The organism is Rhodopirellula halodulae (genome assembly GCF_020966775.1).
In the GTDB taxonomy this organism is placed as follows: Bacteria; Planctomycetota; Planctomycetia; order Pirellulales; family Pirellulaceae; genus Rhodopirellula; species Rhodopirellula halodulae.
On the sequence record NZ_JAJKFV010000011.1, the window covers coordinates 218,499 to 235,722 of the forward strand.

General features: G+C 57.1%; 17 protein-coding genes. 8 read left to right on the forward strand and 9 right to left on the reverse strand.

Annotated elements, in window-relative coordinates:
- Window positions 1–8 precede the first annotated feature (8 nt).
- Window positions 9–1,205 carry a DUF2786 domain-containing protein gene (locus tag LOC70_RS09390; protein WP_315857229.1) on the forward strand — a complete coding sequence of 399 codons (1,197 nt, stop codon included), beginning with the start codon at window positions 9–11 and terminating at the stop codon, window positions 1,203–1,205.
- 1 nt (window position 1,206) lies between these two features.
- Here LOC70_RS09390 and LOC70_RS09395 read toward each other — a convergent pair whose 3' ends face one another.
- Window positions 1,207–2,205 carry an alpha/beta hydrolase gene (locus LOC70_RS09395; protein WP_230253353.1) on the reverse strand — a complete coding sequence of 333 codons (999 nt, stop codon included), beginning with the start codon at window positions 2,203–2,205 and terminating at the stop codon, window positions 1,207–1,209.
- 439 nt (window positions 2,206–2,644) lie between these two features.
- Here LOC70_RS09395 and LOC70_RS09400 point away from each other — a divergent pair, with 439 nt between their 5' ends.
- From LOC70_RS09400 to LOC70_RS09420, 5 genes are all read left to right on the forward strand, one after another.
- Complete coding sequence (locus LOC70_RS09400) at window positions 2,645–3,331, forward strand: SCO family protein (RefSeq protein ID WP_230253354.1); 687 nt, start codon at window positions 2,645–2,647, stop codon at window positions 3,329–3,331.
- A 12-nt stretch (window positions 3,332–3,343) separates the two neighbouring features.
- Window positions 3,344–3,796 (forward strand): DUF420 domain-containing protein, encoded by a 453-nt coding sequence (locus LOC70_RS09405; RefSeq protein ID WP_230253355.1) that lies wholly within the window; start codon window positions 3,344–3,346, stop codon window positions 3,794–3,796.
- Window positions 3,797–4,028: 232 nt separating this feature from the next.
- Window positions 4,029–4,703, forward strand: a complete 675-nt coding sequence (locus LOC70_RS09410; RefSeq protein ID WP_230253356.1) for a zinc metallopeptidase — start codon at window positions 4,029–4,031, stop codon at window positions 4,701–4,703.
- Entirely contained in the window at window positions 4,684–6,702 is a 2,019-nt protein-coding gene (locus LOC70_RS09415; RefSeq protein WP_230253357.1) for a YjhG/YagF family D-xylonate dehydratase, read from the forward strand. The genes LOC70_RS09410 and LOC70_RS09415 overlap by 20 nt, the downstream gene beginning before the upstream one ends.
- Window positions 6,699–7,082 (forward strand): DUF971 domain-containing protein, encoded by a 384-nt coding sequence (locus LOC70_RS09420; RefSeq protein WP_230253358.1) that lies wholly within the window; start codon window positions 6,699–6,701, stop codon window positions 7,080–7,082. The genes LOC70_RS09415 and LOC70_RS09420 overlap by 4 nt, the downstream gene beginning before the upstream one ends.
- On the opposite strand, the gene LOC70_RS09425 is transcribed toward LOC70_RS09420, so the two are convergent.
- From LOC70_RS09425 to LOC70_RS09455, 7 genes are all read right to left on the reverse strand, one after another.
- Window positions 7,048–9,324, reverse strand: coding sequence for a transglutaminase-like domain-containing protein (locus LOC70_RS09425; protein ID WP_230253359.1), 2,277 nt, complete (start codon window positions 9,322–9,324; stop codon window positions 7,048–7,050). The genes LOC70_RS09420 and LOC70_RS09425 overlap by 35 nt on opposite strands.
- A gap of 11 nt (window positions 9,325–9,335) precedes the next feature.
- On the reverse strand, window positions 9,336–10,709 hold the full coding sequence (locus LOC70_RS09430; protein ID WP_230253360.1) for a DUF58 domain-containing protein: 1,374 nt from the start codon (window positions 10,707–10,709) through the stop codon (window positions 9,336–9,338).
- A gap of 85 nt (window positions 10,710–10,794) precedes the next feature.
- Entirely contained in the window at window positions 10,795–11,811 is a 1,017-nt protein-coding gene (locus LOC70_RS09435) for an AAA family ATPase (protein ID WP_230253361.1), read from the reverse strand.
- 74 nt (window positions 11,812–11,885) lie between these two features.
- Window positions 11,886–12,338, reverse strand: coding sequence for a hypothetical protein (locus LOC70_RS09440; RefSeq protein WP_230253362.1), 453 nt, complete (start codon window positions 12,336–12,338; stop codon window positions 11,886–11,888).
- 131 nt (window positions 12,339–12,469) lie between these two features.
- Window positions 12,470–13,015, reverse strand: coding sequence for a CREG family protein (locus LOC70_RS09445; RefSeq protein ID WP_230253363.1), 546 nt, complete (start codon window positions 13,013–13,015; stop codon window positions 12,470–12,472).
- Complete coding sequence (locus LOC70_RS09450) at window positions 13,002–13,442, reverse strand: GNAT family N-acetyltransferase (protein WP_306796875.1); 441 nt, start codon at window positions 13,440–13,442, stop codon at window positions 13,002–13,004. Before LOC70_RS09450 ends, LOC70_RS09445 begins: the two co-directional genes overlap by 14 nt.
- Window positions 13,443–13,568: 126 nt before the next feature.
- Window positions 13,569–14,405 carry a hypothetical protein gene (locus LOC70_RS09455; RefSeq protein ID WP_230253365.1) on the reverse strand — a complete coding sequence of 279 codons (837 nt, stop codon included), beginning with the start codon at window positions 14,403–14,405 and terminating at the stop codon, window positions 13,569–13,571.
- Window positions 14,406–14,952: 547 nt separating this feature from the next.
- Between LOC70_RS09455 and LOC70_RS09460 the strand changes: the two genes are divergently transcribed.
- On the forward strand, window positions 14,953–15,318 hold the full coding sequence (locus tag LOC70_RS09460) for a hypothetical protein (protein WP_230253366.1): 366 nt from the start codon (window positions 14,953–14,955) through the stop codon (window positions 15,316–15,318).
- On the opposite strand, the gene LOC70_RS09465 is transcribed toward LOC70_RS09460, so the two are convergent.
- On the reverse strand, window positions 15,303–15,671 hold the full coding sequence (locus tag LOC70_RS09465) for a LapA family protein (RefSeq protein ID WP_230253367.1): 369 nt from the start codon (window positions 15,669–15,671) through the stop codon (window positions 15,303–15,305). The genes LOC70_RS09460 and LOC70_RS09465 overlap by 16 nt on opposite strands.
- 98 nt (window positions 15,672–15,769) lie before the next feature.
- Here LOC70_RS09465 and LOC70_RS09470 point away from each other — a divergent pair, with 98 nt between their 5' ends.
- The gene (locus LOC70_RS09470) at window positions 15,770–17,140 is read left to right on the forward strand and encodes an ImuA family protein (protein WP_230253368.1); all 1,371 of its coding nucleotides are present in this window, start codon (window positions 15,770–15,772) and stop codon (window positions 17,138–17,140) included.
- Window positions 17,141–17,224: the final 84 nt, after the last annotated feature.

The following is a 17,224-nucleotide window of genomic DNA, read 5'->3' on the forward strand; positions in this document are numbered from 1 at the left end:
CCAATCGTGTGAATTTCATTTGGAATGATGGCGGGCGTTCGACGTCAGGATTTGTTGGCTTGGCCGGAGACTGCGTGACTCGCGCCATCGCGATCGCAACCGGATTGAACTACCGCGACGTTTACAACTCACTGGGGAAAGCGGCCAACAAAACGGTTCGCAACGGAGTGGCCTGCTCGGTCGGCGACGACTTCCTTCGCCAGCGTGGTTGGAACGTGGAACCAGGCGGCGATCTCCCGTTCCAAATGGAACACCTGCCTCGTGGCGTCGTTGTCACGCACTTGGAGAAACGAGATTCGCGTCGCGGAGGGCATTTCTGCTGTGTGATCGATCACGAGATTCATGACACATGGAACCCAATGGACGATGGCGACTACGTCATTGTCGGTTACTGGATTCATTCCGGTGCCAAGACTGGTGACGACAAACTTTCACGAGCCCCACTGCGTCCGCGAGACGACAAACAGGAACTGACGCAGAACGAGTTTGAGAAGATTCTGAAACGATTGCGGGCGTTGGACACCACGGCCAGCAACCACGCCAGCACGGAAGGAGAGAAACGCAACGCTCTTCGGATGATGCAGAGTTTGATGCTGCGTCACAATTTGTCTCGCGATGACATCACAGACGACGACAACGTCGAGAATGTCTCCTACACGCGGATGGCGTGCCCGGTCAACGGACGTCGCGCGTGCACGTGGGAGAAGTCGCTGGCCGCCTACGTGTGCGATGAAATGTTTCCGATGGTGCAGTGGTACTACGGACGCAAGCAAAACCGAACGCTGTTTTGGTTCTACGGTCCCGTTGACGACGTGCAGAATTGCATCGCCTTGTTTCGCGAACTGCTACTGACAATCGCCACCGCGGCGCAGCTGCAATACGGCGGCTACTCACGTGGCAGCGGCGCCTCGTATGCGGAAGGTTACGTTCGCGGCATGCCCAAACAACTTTCTGAGCCGGCTCCTGAAACGTCAGCCGATCACATCTTCAGCCAATCCGCTTTGATTCATGTACGAACGCTGGCGGTGCATCAGGCCGCATTGGATTGGCTGCGTTTGGAGTGTGGCATTTCATTGGTGACCACACGCGGCAGCGGTCGCGGACAACACGATCCCGAAGCCGCGAACCGTGGAAAACGTCACGGTTCGAAACATGATCTGTCGTCAGTCGCTGGCAGGAAGCGGATCACCCATTCCAACCGATGACTCAGCGTCTTTTCAGCAACGAATCGACAAACTCGAGCACGTCATTGTTGTAGACCTCGTCATCAAACTTCTGATCACCATGACGAGCCCCTTCGACGACAACCAACTTGCTGGACACGCCGTGACTTTTCAGTAGCGAGTTCAATAACACGCTTTGCGTCATTGGGACACGCGTGTCTTCGTCACCGTGAAAGATCAAGAATGGCGGCGAGTCTTCGCTCACATAATTCGTCGGTGATGCGGCGCGAGCTAGATCAGGGCGAGTCAGTGGCGAATGCCCCAGAAAGCGAGCCTCCGGAGAAGCATCGTTTTCGTAGTCGATTTCGTCGCGTTTGCCTTGCAAGAAAACCAAGTCAGCCGGACCGTAGAAATCCACCACACCGAGCAGCGTCCCCAGGGATTGCTGCGGGTCCGAAACAAACTCCGCTGGCAAATCATTGAATGCGGAACCGATCAACGAAACCAAATGTCCTCCTGCCGAAGTCCCCATCAAGAACATCCGATCCGTATCCAAGTGATACTCATCGCGATTGCGATTCAGAAACGCCAGGGCGTCGACACAGTCGCGAACGGGTTCTGGATAGCTGGCTTGGCCGGACAATCGATACTCGATGGAAACAAAGGCCATTTTTCGCTGGAGCAGGCGTGACGTCAGTTGATCGAAACGATGCAGGTCGCGGGCTTTGTTGCCTCGCATCCAGGCTCCACCGTGAATCCAAACCGCGACCGGCAACGATTCACCGGATGGATTTTCAGGAAGCAGCAGGTCGAGCTTCAACTCCGTTTCGTCAACGGTCTTGAAGACCACATCGCTGATGTATCGCGTTCCCTTTGGCAGCTTCGTTTCAATGAATTCCTGATCCAAGACCGGAGACGTTTCGTTGCGAGTGCGACCACCGGATCGCTCGCCGCCGCTGGGGCCGCCGCGATTGCTTCGCTCACTGCGGATACCACCCGATCGATCGGGGCGTTGAGCGGAGACTGGCCCGCAAACAATCATTCCCATGACAATCGCCAGCAGCGAACCTCCATGAAAACAACGGCCCCCAAAAAGGCAGCGACTTAGGAGCGAACATTTCATATCGGATTCGTTTGAAACGAGTGGGTGGTAGGTAGGCGTGAGCCATCCCGTTGGCAGAAAGAGACCGGAACGATCGGAAATCGGTTTGTCCGCCAAGAATGCTCAAGAAGCCCCATCCCTTCAAGCTGTCGACGAGCATTTGTTACGAATGATTCTCAATAAGACAAGATTCCCTTCTGGTTTCGATTGTCGCACAACCGGATTGCCGGTTAAGCAACGAGGAAAGCTGGCTTACAATTTTGTATTCGCATCGCATACCGAAAACTTTTTTGGCGGATTTGCATCGATCCAACTTTGGTGCACGCTCGTCTTGACCAGCGGACGCTGAGTCAAAATCAACCCAAATATTCATGCTGACATGAAAACCTTTGTTCACATCGGATTGATCCTTTGCACGGGAGTCGTGCTGGGTTTGATCACTCGCCATTTTCGATCGCCAGGCCGCACGATGGATGGACCTCCGCCGGGCGAAGTCGTTTACACGAACGACAACGCGGTGATCGACAACGACACTCTTTCGCCCGAAGACGTGGCCAACGACACGCCGTCCAAGCCACCCGAAGACGTCGCTTGGCTCAGTGAATTTGAACTGCTCGAACGCAGTGGCGAATTGGTGTCCACGCGAGACCTGAAGGGCATGCCTTACGTGGTCAGTTTTTTCTTCAGCACCTGCCCCAGCATCTGCGTCAGCCAAAATCAGAAACTGAAAGAACTGCAGGATGAATTCGAAGGACGCGGTGTCCGATTTGTCGCGATCTCGGTCGACCCTGAGACGGACACGCCTGAAGTTCTTCGCGAATACGCGGCGAGGTTTGGCGCCGACGAAGACCAATGGCTGTTTCTGACTGGTGAACTGAATTACATTCGCCGCATCGGAGCGGAGATCTTCCAACAACCCGTCAACAAACAATTCCACACCGAGCGTTTTGTGTTGGTTGACAGGCAGGGAAAGATTGAAGGCTTTTACAACTGGCCTGAGAAACGCCAATTCGCAGAATTGAAAGAGAGCATTGAATCGATGCTCGACCAAGACGCCTCTTCATAGAACCAACGACACATGTGGGACACTTTGGCGGCCAACTTGCCGCACTTGAACGCGGCATTGAACCTGACTGCGACCGTGCTGTTGGGCTTGGGTCTGTACTACATCAAGAACGGCAGAGCCAAGATTCACAAACAAATGATGCTGCGTGCGTTTGGCGTCAGCATTGTTTTCTTGCTGTGCTATTTGCTTCACAAATTCGCGTTGTTTCAATCGACGGGCGAGTGGAACCGTAAGTTTCCCTCGGACGCTCCCGTGGCGGCTCGTTACACGTACCTATCGATTTTGATTCCCCACATTTTGCTGGCGATCGCGGTTCCCTTCTTGGCTTTACGAGCGATCTACCTCGCCAAAAACGGACGCATCGTGGCTCACAAAAAGCTGGTCCGAATTGCCTATCCGATTTGGATGTATGTCTCAGTGACGGGAGTTCTGGTCTACCTCATGCTGTACCAATTGTACGGGTAACCGTTTGAAACATTCCGTCTCGGCGGTTCGGTTCGTGCGAACGTTGGTGCGGCAATTGCGTATTGATTGGCATGGCGCAGCGAGTGCCTGCCCAATTGGCCCGATGATGTCCAAAACCTTTGTTTTGGGCTGTCAAAACGGCTGATTCCTGGAGTTCCAGTGTTTTTCTTTCACGAGATCGCCTGGCTCCCAGAAGCGTTTGCAATCGATGTTTTTAGGGAACATTCCTTCGATGGGTATCTACTTCCTGTTTGTTTTGCCTCCGTTCTTGCTGGGCCTGTACGCGCAGTGGAAGGTGAAATCGTCGTTCGCAGCAATGGCACAAGTGCCCGCTCGCATGACCGGTGCCGAGGCGGCGCGTCGCATGCTGGATCAGGGTGGATTGCAGTCGGTGGGCATTGAACACGTCGGTGGTCACTTGTCTGACCACTATGACCCCCGAGCCAAAGTCCTGCGTCTAAGCGACGAGGTGTATCGCGGCCGTTCGATGGCGGCTTTAGGTGTGGCCTGTCACGAGGCCGGACACGCCTTTCAAGACGCGAAAAATTACGCCCCGTTGGTCGTGCGCAACCTCGCCGTTCCCGCCGCGAATTTTGGCAGTGGCATTGGTGCCACGTTGTTGTTCATTGGGGCGATCATGTCGTTTCCCGCTCTGATGTGGCTCGGCGTGATTCTGTTCTCGGCCGTGGTGTTTTTCCAAGTCGTTAACTTGCCGGTGGAATTCAATGCTTCCAGTCGTGCTCGCGAGCATCTGGTCGAGTATGGTTTGATCTCGGCGCAGGAAGAACGCTATGTCGCAAAAGTTCTGAATGCTGCCGCGTTGACCTATGTTGCCGCGACATTGCAATCGATCATGACGCTGGCGTATTACCTCCTGATTCTCACCGGTGGCCGACGTAGTGATTGATCCCGCTGATTACTTTGCCGCCTTGGACGCTCCAGAAACCCTGGCGACCAAGGCGGATGGTCCAGATGGCAAACTTCCTCTTTCGGATGAAATCCTTCGCACCTGGACCAGCGGTGATCTGTTTGGATTGACTCAAAGCGTCGGCATGGGATTTGACCCACGACGCGTTCTCGGCGATCAGTATTTGATTCTCAGCACGCAAGGTGGTGTGCGGAATCCTGATGGCACGCCACAAGCTCTCGGGTATCACACCGGGCACTGGGAAGTCGGCTTGCTCGGCCAAGCCGCCGCGGAACAAATCGAAAAGGATGGCGGCGTTCCTTTCGCCGCATTTGTCAGCGACCCATGCGACGGACGAACGCAGGGCACAGACGGCATGTTCGATTCGCTGCCCTATCGCAACGATGCCGCGATCGTGATGCGACGCCTGATTCGATCTTTGCCACGACGCAAAGGTGTCATCGGCATCGCGACGTGCGACAAAGGGTTGCCCGCGATGATGATGGCTCTCGCCGGTACAGGTCATTTGGCGAATGTTTTGGTCCCCGGCGGCGTGACGTTGCCACCGACCGTGGGTGAAGACGCGGGCAAAGTCCAAACCATCGGCGCCCGATACACTCGTGGCGAGATGAGTCTCGAAGAAGCCTCGGTTGCCGGCTGCAAAGCATGCGGCACGCCCGGCGGCGGATGCCAATTCTTGGGCACCGCGGCGACCAGCCAAGTCATCGCTGAAGCACTCGGCATGACCGTACCCCACGCGGCTTTGGCACCCAGTGGCCAACCCATCTGGACACGATTGGCACGTGACGCGGCGGCATCCTCCGCAGCCATGCACTCCGCCGGCATGACGCTTCGCGACGTGTTGACGGACAAAGCGTTTGAAAACGCGATGCTGATGCACGCGGCGGTCGGTGGCAGCACCAATCTCTTGCTGCACATTCCCGCGATCGCTGCCGCGGCCGGACGTCGTCGCCCAACGGCGGAGGACTTTCGAAAAGTCAACCAATCGGTGCCCCGGTTCGTGGATTGCTTGCCCAATGGGCCCGTCGGCCATCCGACCGTTCGCCTGTTCTTGGCTGGCGGCGTTCCCGAGGTGGCTTGGCATCTTCGCGAAGCCGGTTTGTGGAACGGCGAAGAAAAAACCGTGTCCGGGATGACCTGGAACGAACTGCTGGATCGCTGGCAATCTTCTGACCGACGCGCGGTATGCCGCGAACGTTTGCAAATGGCCGACGGTGTTGATCCCGATGATGTCATCATGCCACCGGCCATCGCCAAACAACGCGGACTGACCAGCACCGTTTGTTTCCCAACAGGCAATCTGTGTCCGGAAGGCTCGGTCATCAAAGCCACCTCGATCGACCCGACGGTCATTGATGATGATGGTGTCTATCGCAAACGAGGACGTGCACGCGTTTTCACTTCCGAACGTGATGCCATCGCGGCGGTGAAAGGACAAACCGACACTCCCATCGAAGCCGGCGATGTGATCGTCCTGATCGGCCGAGGCCCATTGGGCTGCGGCATGGAAGAGACCTATCAAATTACATCAGCGCTCAAGTATCTATCCTTTGGCAAACATGTTGCCTTGGTCACCGACGCTCGTTTTTCTGGCGTGAGTACCGGAGCCTGCATCGGTCACGTCGGACCAGAAGCATTGGCGGGTGGCCCAATCGGCAAAGTTCGCGACGGCGACACAGTCCAAATCACGGTGGACCGAAACACCTTGGATGGCACCGTGAATTTGGTCGAGACCGTCGACGGTTTGGATCCAATCACCGCTTTGAACGAACGCAGTATCGCGGATGGATTGAGCAGCGACGCAGCGATCCCGGATGACACTCGTCTGTGGGCAGCTTTGCAACAGGTGGGTGGCGGCTCCTGGGGCGGATGCGTCTACGATGTCGACAAAATCATCGAGACGCTTCAAGCAGGACAGGCCGCGTTGGCCGCCAAAGCATCCGGCGAACCGAAGTCGTCCATGGCGGAGCAATCATGACTTTTCGCGAACGCAAGATCGAAGATCCTGTCGCTTACACGCCCACTTCAATTCAGCGCGAAGGCGAACGCGGCATCCGAATCGAATGGAACGACGGCGAAGTCAGCACGTGGACCGCGAGAGAACTTCGCGACACGTGTCCGTGCGCGACCTGCCGAGAGAAACGCGGTGAGACCGGTGGTCACCAAGCGTTTACGGTGACCGATGCGAACGCGCCAGCCAAACCCATGGGACTGCCCGTGCTCAGTGCCGCGGAAGCACGGCCGCTCACGATCGATGGCATGCAGCCCGTCGGAACGTATGCCTACAACATCCGCTTCAGCGACGGCCATTCTTCCGGCCTGTTCACGCTGGAACGTTTGCGGCGACCGGCGGACTGAGCTTCACCGCCTCGTGTTCGCCGCGGTAGCACGCCACCGCGTGATCCCGATACCAATCGGCAGCACGCAATAATTCCTCGCGAGCGGGACTGTCAGTGGTCTCGACTTCCAAACGAGTCGCAAAACGATGCAGCGTTTCACTGGGACTTCGGACCCAACCAAGACGTCGGATTCGGCGGTCCATGCGTCGACGCTCCGCTGCCAGACGAACGCTGCGTTCGTCAATCTCATTCCCACGATTGCGTCGCCATAAAACCGCGACCAAGAAGATCAACAAAGGAACCTGCGCCCAACGGAACAAAGTCACCAAGGTGTCCGTTGTCCGCACCGACGCCCACCACTGAAGCAAGGGTGAAAAGAAACTGGTGCTGACGTCTTCGGCCGCATCCGCTCCGCCATCACCACCAGCCGCCAACAACGCTTGCTCTTTGCGACGCAGAGTGAAGTACGAACGCCCCGGAGTGGACTCAACCGGCAACCAGCGTGATGACTCTCGGTCAAAGTACTCCACCCAAGCGTGTGCATCACGGTTTCGGGCCAGGTACGCGTCACCGGCGTCATTCAGCTCGTCCATGATGTAGCCGGTGACATACCGCGATGGGATGCCCTCCGTTCGCAGCATCAACGCCGTTGCGCTGGCAAACAATTCGCAGTGGGCTGGATGCCGAGATCGCAAGAAATGAATCAACGGATCCAATCCCTCGGGCACCGTCACCGGCTTGAGCGAGTATTGATAGTTTGATTGAAAGTGTTCCGCGATCCGTTCGGCCTTTTCCGCATCCGTTGACGCTCCGCGAACCAACTCCCGAGTCAATCGTGCGGCCTCGCGTTCAATTGCCGTCTCCACCCGCGTCATGGAATCACGTTCTAGTTGGTAAAGCGTTTCCGCCGGGGGTAGATCCTGCACCGCGACCACCCATGGGTGACGCACTTCGACGCCATAGCTGAGCAGCCCGTGCGGCGAGACCCCCACGCCTTCGCCCGCAAGCTCCACCCAACGTGTCGTCGCCGGCAAGAAAACTTTCCGCCCCTTCGCGGGATCCCCCTGAATTTCAATCGTCCCAACGAAGTCACCGCCACCCGGATCTGCACCTTCGACGCCGTTCCAATTCAACAGTTGGATGGAGTCATCGACCTCCTCCTCCACCGAACCGAATCGCATGCTGTACCGGCGTCGTTGGTGGTCAGCCATTTCTCTCAGTGGCACCGTCGCGGGACCGGTTGATCGCAAAAAGCGAGCTTCGGCGACTCGCCGCACACCGCTGTCCGGCGGTGATTGAAAGATCCATTTTCGCGACGTTCGCCAACGCCCATCGCTGTACGAGTCATACACGTTGCCTCGAAGGTACCCCGGTTCCGTTTCAGCGAAACCTCGCAGGGCCACGTTCGCTGGGTCATTCAAAATGGACTCTCGAACATTCCCAATTCGCGACCCGTTGACGTATCGATCACCGCCTCCCCAACCGCGAGTGGTGTTGGCTTCCAAGCGTTCGTTCAGTTGTGCCATCACGCCCGCCTGAACTTCCGGCAGCACGGCAATCGTCGCGTGCGTGGTGGCTGAGGCTGCGACCAACATGGCAAAGAGTGCAAAGAACCGAAACAGTCCCGCGCTCATTCGCTTTGGATTTCGGTAGGCATCGGATGTCCCGCCGCTGGACAACGGTTGGAACGCGGACTCGGTGGAATCATGGTTTCCGGAAATGACATGTGCGGCAAAAACGAAGCCCACACAAACGATCAAACCAAGCCCCGTTTGTGCGGTGACGGTCGTGCTCAAACCACCGCCGGCGACGGCCATCAATACAACGATCATTCCCAAGATCAACATCATCACGTGCCCGTGCTTGGGCCAGCGGATCCAAAGAATGCAAAGCAAAACAAACGCGGTGTGACCGATCGTGTCGACCGCGACCAACAGGATGTTGGGCACACCTTGCAAGGCGGGAACGAATCGCCAGACAAACACGAGAAAGACTCCGCCCACCAGACTGACAAAGAGTAGCAAGCCTCGGATCAACTGCTTCTTCCACGACTCTTGCTTGACCGGACTCGTCGTCTCGCCCGCACGCGTTTCACGCAAATGCGACACCACCACCGCGACAACGGCAATGATCGCAAACGTCAGGCAACCCGGTGTCGAAACGAATGTCCCACCAATGAAGAACGCCAACCCGACCGTCAGTGCACCCAGGATCGTCCGGTTGTCTGTCAACCAATCTCGCCAATCCATTGGCCTCGTCACGGCAGTTTCTCTCACGCCAGCACCCCTTCACGAGATTCGCTTGGATTTTCAGTACGGATTTCGGTGGAAGCACCTGCTGGATCGTTTCCAAACCACTCCTCAGCAAAGTCCTCCACATTGATCCACATCAAATCGGGCATGTTGGAACCATTGACCGTTTCACGGTCACGTCTCGAAAACACCACCCCGTGGAACGTGCCGCCGGGATGAGGCAGGGCGTTCAGAATCTCGTCCGCCTTCGAAGCATCGATGGGCTGCGCCTCCGCCAGCGCCATCAGCAACGGGATCGGATCCGCAGCACCTTCGCAGAGAACGATCTGCAGATCGCCCGACTGCTCTTGCTTGTGAAGCACCGACGGCGCGTTCCATGGAACCACCAATTGCACCTGAACGTTGGCTCCCACCAACGTTTCCAATCCCGCCGAAGCGATGGACAACAACCTTTCCAATGAAATGTCTTCGTCTTCCGTGACACGCCGCCAACGAAACGATTGCGGCAACGGAACGGCTTCCTCGTTGGGTGACGTGTCGACAAATACGGTCACGGTTTGCTTCGCCGCCGAGTTGAACTCACGCAAAATCGGTTTGCCCAATCGTGCCCAGGACGCAAAGTCCCAACGCCGCACCGACATGCCAACTCGATATTCACGACTGCCGACATAGTGTTGGTGATCACCTTGGGCCAACCCGACCGCGAGCCCCCGCAGGTTCGCCTGAATCGCTCGCCAAGCCATGTCGTTCTCAAAATCCATTCGACGTGGCGTGACCACCACGGTTTCATCGCTTGCGATCCACTGCGTGCTTCGGAACAAGTGGAACGGGAACAACGACTCAACTCGTACCGCAGGCATGGACTGAACGCCCCGTCGAACAAACGTCAGTACCTGATCGAAGTAGGCGCTGCCGCGGGGTTCCATCTCGGGAATCGACAGCATTCGAATCTTGTGTTGATCCAGTTCGATCGTTGCGCGTCCCGCCGCGTCCCGTTTGGGATCCAATCCCGCATAAAGATTCATTGCCGGCAAGCGTCCTTGATGCAGAAGGTTCACCCGCGTCATCAACGGATCACCAGCGCGCACCGCAATTGGCAAATCCATCGCCACTTTCAAACGAGGCGTCATCACACGATTGATGGCCCAACCAACAACAAACATCGCGAAGCAACTCGCGAACATTCCCATCCAAGGATATCCCCAGACGATGTTCATTGAGATGATGCCAATCAACAACAACGTGACGGAACCACCCGTCAAGCTGCGTCGCAGACTCAACCACCAACCAATGGGATTGCACCAACGCAGAGTTTTGAGAAACAAACGCCGCATCGAACGCCGACGTTTCAATGCGGCCGCCTCAGCTGTCAATTCTCGTTTGCTTTGTGCCATCGTGATCTTCCGGTTCGCCGTGTGCCATCACACCAGCCAAGTTGGATGTTTCTCATCGGTCCCGCGGACGGAAACGGGGTCTGTCTCAAACGGGGATCGGCGTTTGATCCACAATCGACGCGATGATCTGACGTGCTTCCATCGAGGTGGCGGTTCCGTGACGCGTGCTAACACGGTGGGACAACACCAACGTCGCGAAATGTTGCACATCATCAGGCAACACATAGTCCCGCCCACGCAACACCGCTCGCGCCTGTGCCGCACGCAACAACATTTTGCTTCCTCGCGGGCTGCATCCAACCCGCAACCGAGTGTCCTGACGCGTCGCAGTTGCCAACGCCACCACGTACGACGCCACTTTCCGATCCGTCCGAATTCGTCGCACCCAGTTTTGCAATAAGATCAATTCGTCCGCATGCATCACCGGCTTCAAGCCGACTACTGGCTCGGACTCGGACTGCTCCAGCAACAGTTCAATTTCGCTTTCGGCATCGGGGTAATCCATCGACAACCGTAGCAGGAACCGGTCCAGTTGCGATTCGGGCAGTGGGAACGTGCCTTCAAATCCAGCCGGGTTCTGAGTGGCGATGACCATGAATGGATGCTTCAGATCGTAGCGTTCCCCATCGATCGTGACTTGCGATTCCGCCATCGCTTCAAGCAATGCACTCTGCGTTCGCGGTGACGCTCGGTTGACCTCGTCCGCGACCAACAGATTGCAAAACACCGGTCCAGGACGAAACTCAAACTCGCCTTTGGATTGCAAGTAAATCGGACCACCCAAAATATCCGCGGGCAGCAAATCGGGCGTGCATTGAATCCGCTGGTATTCCAAATCGATCAAACGCGAAACGGATTTGGCCAGGGTGGTTTTGCCGACGCCCGGTACGTCCTCCAGCAACACGGACCCTTCGGCCAGCAGAGCCGTCAGCACCGCTTCGATCACGTCGTCTTTTCCACGAATGACCTGACGCAAACGCACGGACACTTCCTGCAAATGCTTCCAAGGCAACTGCAACTCATCCGGCAAATTGGATTCAGTGTCTTTGGCGACCGTCACAGGATTCGCGGACGGGGCATCGGATGGGGCAGGGGAATACAAAACAGTTCACTCGGAAGAAAAGAGAGAAGAGGCTGCCAACGTGAAATGGATCCAGCGGGATCCGCCGCGATGACTCACGAAGGATCGTTCGTTTTGTTCTGCGACGTTGCGTTGTCTGAAGTTGTGTTGTATGACGTTGCGTTGTCCGAAGCGGCTTCGCCACCTTTGTTCTTGACCAGACAATGAAATCCGTAACAGGGTTGTTCGTCTTCGCGTTCTTCAACCGAAGCCTGCAGGATCTCTTGGACCTGCGCCATTCGGTCTTCGTCCAGCGTCATCGAAACCACTCGCTGTTGTCCGTCGGGTCCCAGCACCGCGGTGGTCAGCACCGCAACGCAACCAGGGTAACGCAGGGCTCCGATGATATTCTCCCCGACTTGCTGTTCAGCGTTCTTGATCGTCGTCACGAACTGAGCCAACTGATTCGCGTCCGGCGGATTCGCGATTTGAAAATTGGACAGTTTTTCAGGCGGCGGTTGCCCCTCGGGGAAATCCTCCGAAGGCGAGGGAAACGATGGGGAACTCATGAAGCAGCGTTCTCGAGATGGAAAGACAAGATGGAATCGATGGAACGACGACAGCAGGGTAAACAGTAGAAAAGAAACGAGACTTCATCGCACGGGAAGAACACCGCCAACGTTCCTGCCGCCTCCCCATTCTAGCCAACTCGTCCGTGCAGTCGTGACGCCGGAACAGTCTCGATCCGCCCTAATCCCGCGATGACGTGGCATACGTTGACCCGTAGAACATAAAACGCGAAATCGGAGAAGTCCGCCACCATTCGCGAATTGGGATGACGCCGCAAGAAAACTTCTCGCGCATTCATCTCCTCATCATGCGACAAAGGTTGCAGTTCCCCGATCAAGGTCGCACGTCCGGAACTCATGGGGTCGATCCCTGACAATGTCGATTCGCACAGCAAGAGCGACACCGCCGACGACCGCGCCAGGTTTTGGGTATGCACCGCCAAACGGCTCAGCAACATCGCCACCGACGCCGCCCCAACTCGAGCCACCGACACCAATGAGACATACGGAACCACATCGTCCAGCGACGCGGATGTCACAGGTGGATCCTTCGCCGGTGATTCCGCAGAGACGGTCGGCCAATCCGATCGGACGGAAACGGTCCCCAAGAAACCAGCGCCGCACTCGTTCATCAACTGCGATGCCACGTCCTCGGCCGAGCGTTTAGGCGTCGTCATACGGCTTCACCATTTTGCGGTGTGGTAAAGAAATTTCCGTGAAGGTTTCTCCCACCTGCGTGTAGCCCGCTTTCTCGTAGAACCCGATGGCGGTTTCTCGAGCGTGCAAATGGAACTGTTGATAGCCGCGTTCCTTCAGGGCTTCTTCGACCTTCTGCAACAGTTGCTTGCCGACCCCGGTTCCTTGGCACTCAGGGTCCACCGCCATCTGACGCAACTTCACCGAACTGGAGGTCAGCGGTTTCGCGGAAATCACCGCGGCGAGCTGGTCGGAACCGTTTCGCAATCCAAAGTGCAGGTCAGCGTATTCGCCGTCCAATTCTTCCGCCGTCAACTTCAGTCCCAGCGGTTCGCGCAGCACGCGATGCCGTAGATCAAGAGCTTCTTGATACAGCGGTGTGCACCATTCGATTTCCAGGAATTCCAACCGATCGTCTCCCGGTCCAGTCCAACGTGTAGGTTCCTCTCGCGGCATCGACAGAAACCATTGTAGCGGACCGAGCGAGCGTTCACCCGCCAGCACACCCGTCAGCAGGCATTCATCCGATCGGGCTCATTCGTACTCGTCGAATTCGTCTGGATCGCCGCAAATCGGATCCAAAACCAGACCGCTCCACACGACCATTCGTCCGGCGGTGGGCCACAGAGCCAACACGGCCGCGATGGAAATCGCCGTAACAAGTTCGTCCAGCATCCACGGCAATTCGACTCGAGCCAGCAAACATCCGGCCGCGGAAAAGCAGGCGGCGGAGATCAACAAGGCGGATCGATAGGCCCACGCGATGCGGCGGCTGACCCGGCATGATTCATAAATGTTCCGGCTGGGGTTGTCCCACTGAGCGATGAAGCTGCGAAGCGCCACACCACGAGGGTAGTGACGCAAACCGTTGAGCAACGAATCAAATCGAGCTTGCCGATACAGGTGAGGCATTTGCCAGTGAATCAGACCACCGGCAACCAAAGCCACAACCGCCAGTCCGAACATCCACCACGGCGACAACCAAGGTGCCAAGCCTTCTCGCACGGACGCACGCAGTGACACGGAGTGCGCGAGGCTGGTTTGCAATGGGAACATCGCCAGGGCGATCAAGCTGGCTCGCAAGAAACGTCGCTCAACCGCCAGATTCGAAAGCTGCAATTTCCGGCGTGCGATCGCGGGATACCGATGCTTCACTCGAACGCCGAACGCACGTGCAAACAGCGGAAACACGAAGAGGCTGATTCCGATCACCAGCGTCGTTGCAACCACGGCATTCAAAACGCTGATGGTCGCACCGCTCACCGATGACAACACCAACAACAGTTGGATCGTCTCCGTCACCACACAAGCGAACGCTAAAGACAACGCCAAGGAACCAGTGGCAGCCAACGTCAACGCGCCGCGGCGCATCGAGACTCGGTTGGACGTGGAAGTAGTGGGTTTCCAGAGCAAGGGAACGTCCGGGTTGGCATCGCCAATTTCGATCGATCATGGACAGACAAAGTCGTCCAACTGAGCAATCTCAGGCGGAGTGAGGAAAAGGGATTCAAAGGGAGGAGAAGACGACGACGAATGTCGACCCGCTTTCCAAAACGCGTGATCATCCGTGGGTGCCCGCATTGCAGCGTTGGCTACCTCGGCCATGCGTTTAGGAAAGCGATGGCACCGACAAAACGGTGCGTCATCCAAAGCCGGGTGATTCGCGGAAATGCCAATGGAGTCTCCGCCATCACTCACAAGCTTGGGTCACATTAGTTTCCCAAATCCTTCATAGCAAACGTTTTGCGACGACACGGGGAATTCGAGCACCCCCTAAAAGGACAATCCTTTCAACCGTCACAAACGGTCGACTTTCGGCTGTGACCAAACGTGTCACAGGCCTGGCGAACAATCTTTTCAGTGAGACGTGACCCCCACGTCCTCTCGGCCTCCCGCCCCACTGACGAAGGTTTTTCGAATGACTCAGCTGTCCCTTTTCGACGCCATCGCACCGGTTTCTCCCGTGGTCGTCCCGGCTTCCGCAGTCACTGCATCGGAACCGGCGGCATCCTCCGCTTCAAAGCCATCGTCAGCCTCTTCGAATGACTCCGGCCGCACCGACGATTCGGGCACCTCGTTGCTGGCCCTCGCCGAATTGATTCGCGAAGGCCGTGAACAGCTCGCCGCTCACCGCGGCACCACTCAGCGTCCCATTCAACGCATCGGTGATTTGGCTCAAGCCGTTTTACATCGCCACGATCTGGTGGCACGTCGCCGGGCCGCTTCGCGTCAGAAAGCCAACGACTTTGACGCTGCCACGGACAACGTTCAGGTCGCTTCCTGATCGATGCCGATGGACTCTTCCGCGGAACGGTTGTTCCCGAGCCCTTTTTTCTTGCTCGGGGGGGACGCTGCTTTGGCGGAAGTGTCTTCCTTCTTGGCTTTCGCGTTCGATTCCGTTTTGGCTTTGGAGTCGCGTGCTGACTGAGCCTTGTGGCGACTTCGAATTCGCCATGCGGTCATCAAACATCCCAGCACAAAGCTGACTCCCGAACATCCCAACAACAGCAATGTCAGTGGGTATTCGCCACTGAAAAAGAGGATGGTCAGCGGCACCGCATCTTGGTTTTGGAAGGCCACGATGACGACGACCAAAACGGCGATCAACGACAACGACCAGCGAATTTTCTGAAGCATCGGGAAATCAGCGAGAGGGAAATCTGACAAAAAAGGGATTTGCTAGCAAATGTTTGCTAGGATCAAAGGACTGACCAAATGAGGCAGGCAACAAGACGATGCCAAACAGCATTTCCACCCCCAACGATCACGCTTCGAAACGTCAGGCCGCCAATTCGGGTGTCTTGGGCGCCCATGCTTTGGATCGAACTCCTCAGCAGCAAACCTTCGCGTTTTGGGAGGAACCTGCCATTGCCCGCCCGATGGTCGCTCCCCCAATCGGTTCTTCCACTGTAACCGCAAAACCCAAACGTCGTCACAAAGAGACACGCTTTGCCGTCCCGCAGACGGTTCCCGAAGAAGCCATTTCGTCCACCCCCGCAGCAGAGGTCACGGCGGAGAAAGTCGCTGCGGAAAAAGTCACTACGGAAGACGAACCCGCATCGCTGACCCGCGAAGCACTGCTGCAAAAGCTTCGTCGGCAAACCCAAGCCATCTCGGACCCGCTGGCCTCCTCCGAATCGATCGATTGCTTTTCGACCGGATCCAACGTGTTGGATTCTTGGTTGCCCGACGGCGGCATGCGCCGCGGCACGATCAATGAATGGATCTCCGAAACCGAAGCCGGTGGGGCGGGCACGTTGTCGCTGATCGCGGCCGCGAAACTGATGGGAGCCCATCACAACTCATTGCCACATCGCTCACCGCCTCATCGCTCGTCAACCTTCACGCACCGTGGGCCCACCACGCACAACGGCCCCTTGATCGTGGTGGATCCGGGCGGGCACTTCTACGCTCCCGCCGCAATTGCTTGCGGCATTCCCGCTGAACGAATCGTTTGGTGTCGAGTGACCAATCGCCGCGACGCGGTGTGGACCCTCGACCAATCTTTGCGATGTGGTTCCGTGGCCGCGGTGTGGTCCATGTTGCCATGGAACCTGGACGATCGAGACGCGAGACGATTGCAACTCGCGGCGGAAACCGGACAAACACCTGGACTGTTCGTTCGCACGGCTTCCGCGGGAAAGCGGCCTTCGTTTGCTTCCGTTCGTTGGCACGTCCGTTCGGTGCCCGCGGCGCCCGAGCAAATTGTTCCGCTCGCTCATCCGCGTTCCGCTTTGCCGCCGATCAATCTCAAACGTTCCCGCGACCTTCGGGTCACTCATGTCAGTCTGCCTCATGCCAAAGGCAACGTGACTCGCCAAGCCTTTTTGGCTCTGACTCCTGACGCGGCCATTCACAATTTGGATTCACGTCCATTCCTTGCCGCATCGTCCACCACAGTTTCCTCTCAACCCACCACTTCCACACTCGTGGGGACCTCCGACTCCGCAGACACATCCACGGCAAACACTCATGAAAAGGCTGCTGTGCATCTGGCTGCCCAATTGGCCCATCCAACGTCGACTCGCCGAGACAACAGCCAAACCCAACGAAACGCAAACTCCCGAAGCAACGAACGACGCGACCGTCGCCGTCGCGCGGGATAGCCCGCCTCTGATCCTGTGGCACCAAGACCCACGTCGCGGACGCATCGTTGCCGCCAGTTGTGCCAAGGCGGCGCGCCTCGGAGT

Excerpts from the sequence above, each read along its gene's own strand:
- LOC70_RS09395 (WP_230253353.1), bottom strand. The coding sequence starts at position 2,205 with ATGATTGTTTGCGGGCCAGTCTCCGCTCAACGCCCCGATCGATCGGGT.
- LOC70_RS09400 (WP_230253354.1), top strand. The coding sequence starts at position 2,645 with ATGAAAACCTTTGTTCACATCGGATTGATCCTTTGCACGGGAGTCGTG.
- LOC70_RS09405 (WP_230253355.1), top strand. The coding sequence starts at position 3,344 with ATGTGGGACACTTTGGCGGCCAACTTGCCGCACTTGAACGCGGCATTG.
- LOC70_RS09410 (WP_230253356.1), top strand. The coding sequence starts at position 4,029 with ATGGGTATCTACTTCCTGTTTGTTTTGCCTCCGTTCTTGCTGGGCCTG.
- LOC70_RS09420 (WP_230253358.1), top strand. The coding sequence starts at position 6,699 with ATGACTTTTCGCGAACGCAAGATCGAAGATCCTGTCGCTTACACGCCC.
- LOC70_RS09430 (WP_230253360.1), bottom strand. The coding sequence starts at position 10,709 with ATGGCACAAAGCAAACGAGAATTGACAGCTGAGGCGGCCGCATTGAAA.
- LOC70_RS09440 (WP_230253362.1), bottom strand. The coding sequence starts at position 12,338 with ATGAGTTCCCCATCGTTTCCCTCGCCTTCGGAGGATTTCCCCGAGGGG.
- LOC70_RS09445 (WP_230253363.1), bottom strand. The coding sequence starts at position 13,015 with ATGACGACGCCTAAACGCTCGGCCGAGGACGTGGCATCGCAGTTGATG.
- LOC70_RS09455 (WP_230253365.1), bottom strand. The coding sequence starts at position 14,405 with ATGCGCCGCGGCGCGTTGACGTTGGCTGCCACTGGTTCCTTGGCGTTG.
- LOC70_RS09460 (WP_230253366.1), top strand. The coding sequence starts at position 14,953 with ATGACTCAGCTGTCCCTTTTCGACGCCATCGCACCGGTTTCTCCCGTG.
- LOC70_RS09465 (WP_230253367.1), bottom strand. The coding sequence starts at position 15,671 with ATGCTTCAGAAAATTCGCTGGTCGTTGTCGTTGATCGCCGTTTTGGTC.
- LOC70_RS09470 (WP_230253368.1), top strand. The coding sequence starts at position 15,770 with ATGCCAAACAGCATTTCCACCCCCAACGATCACGCTTCGAAACGTCAG.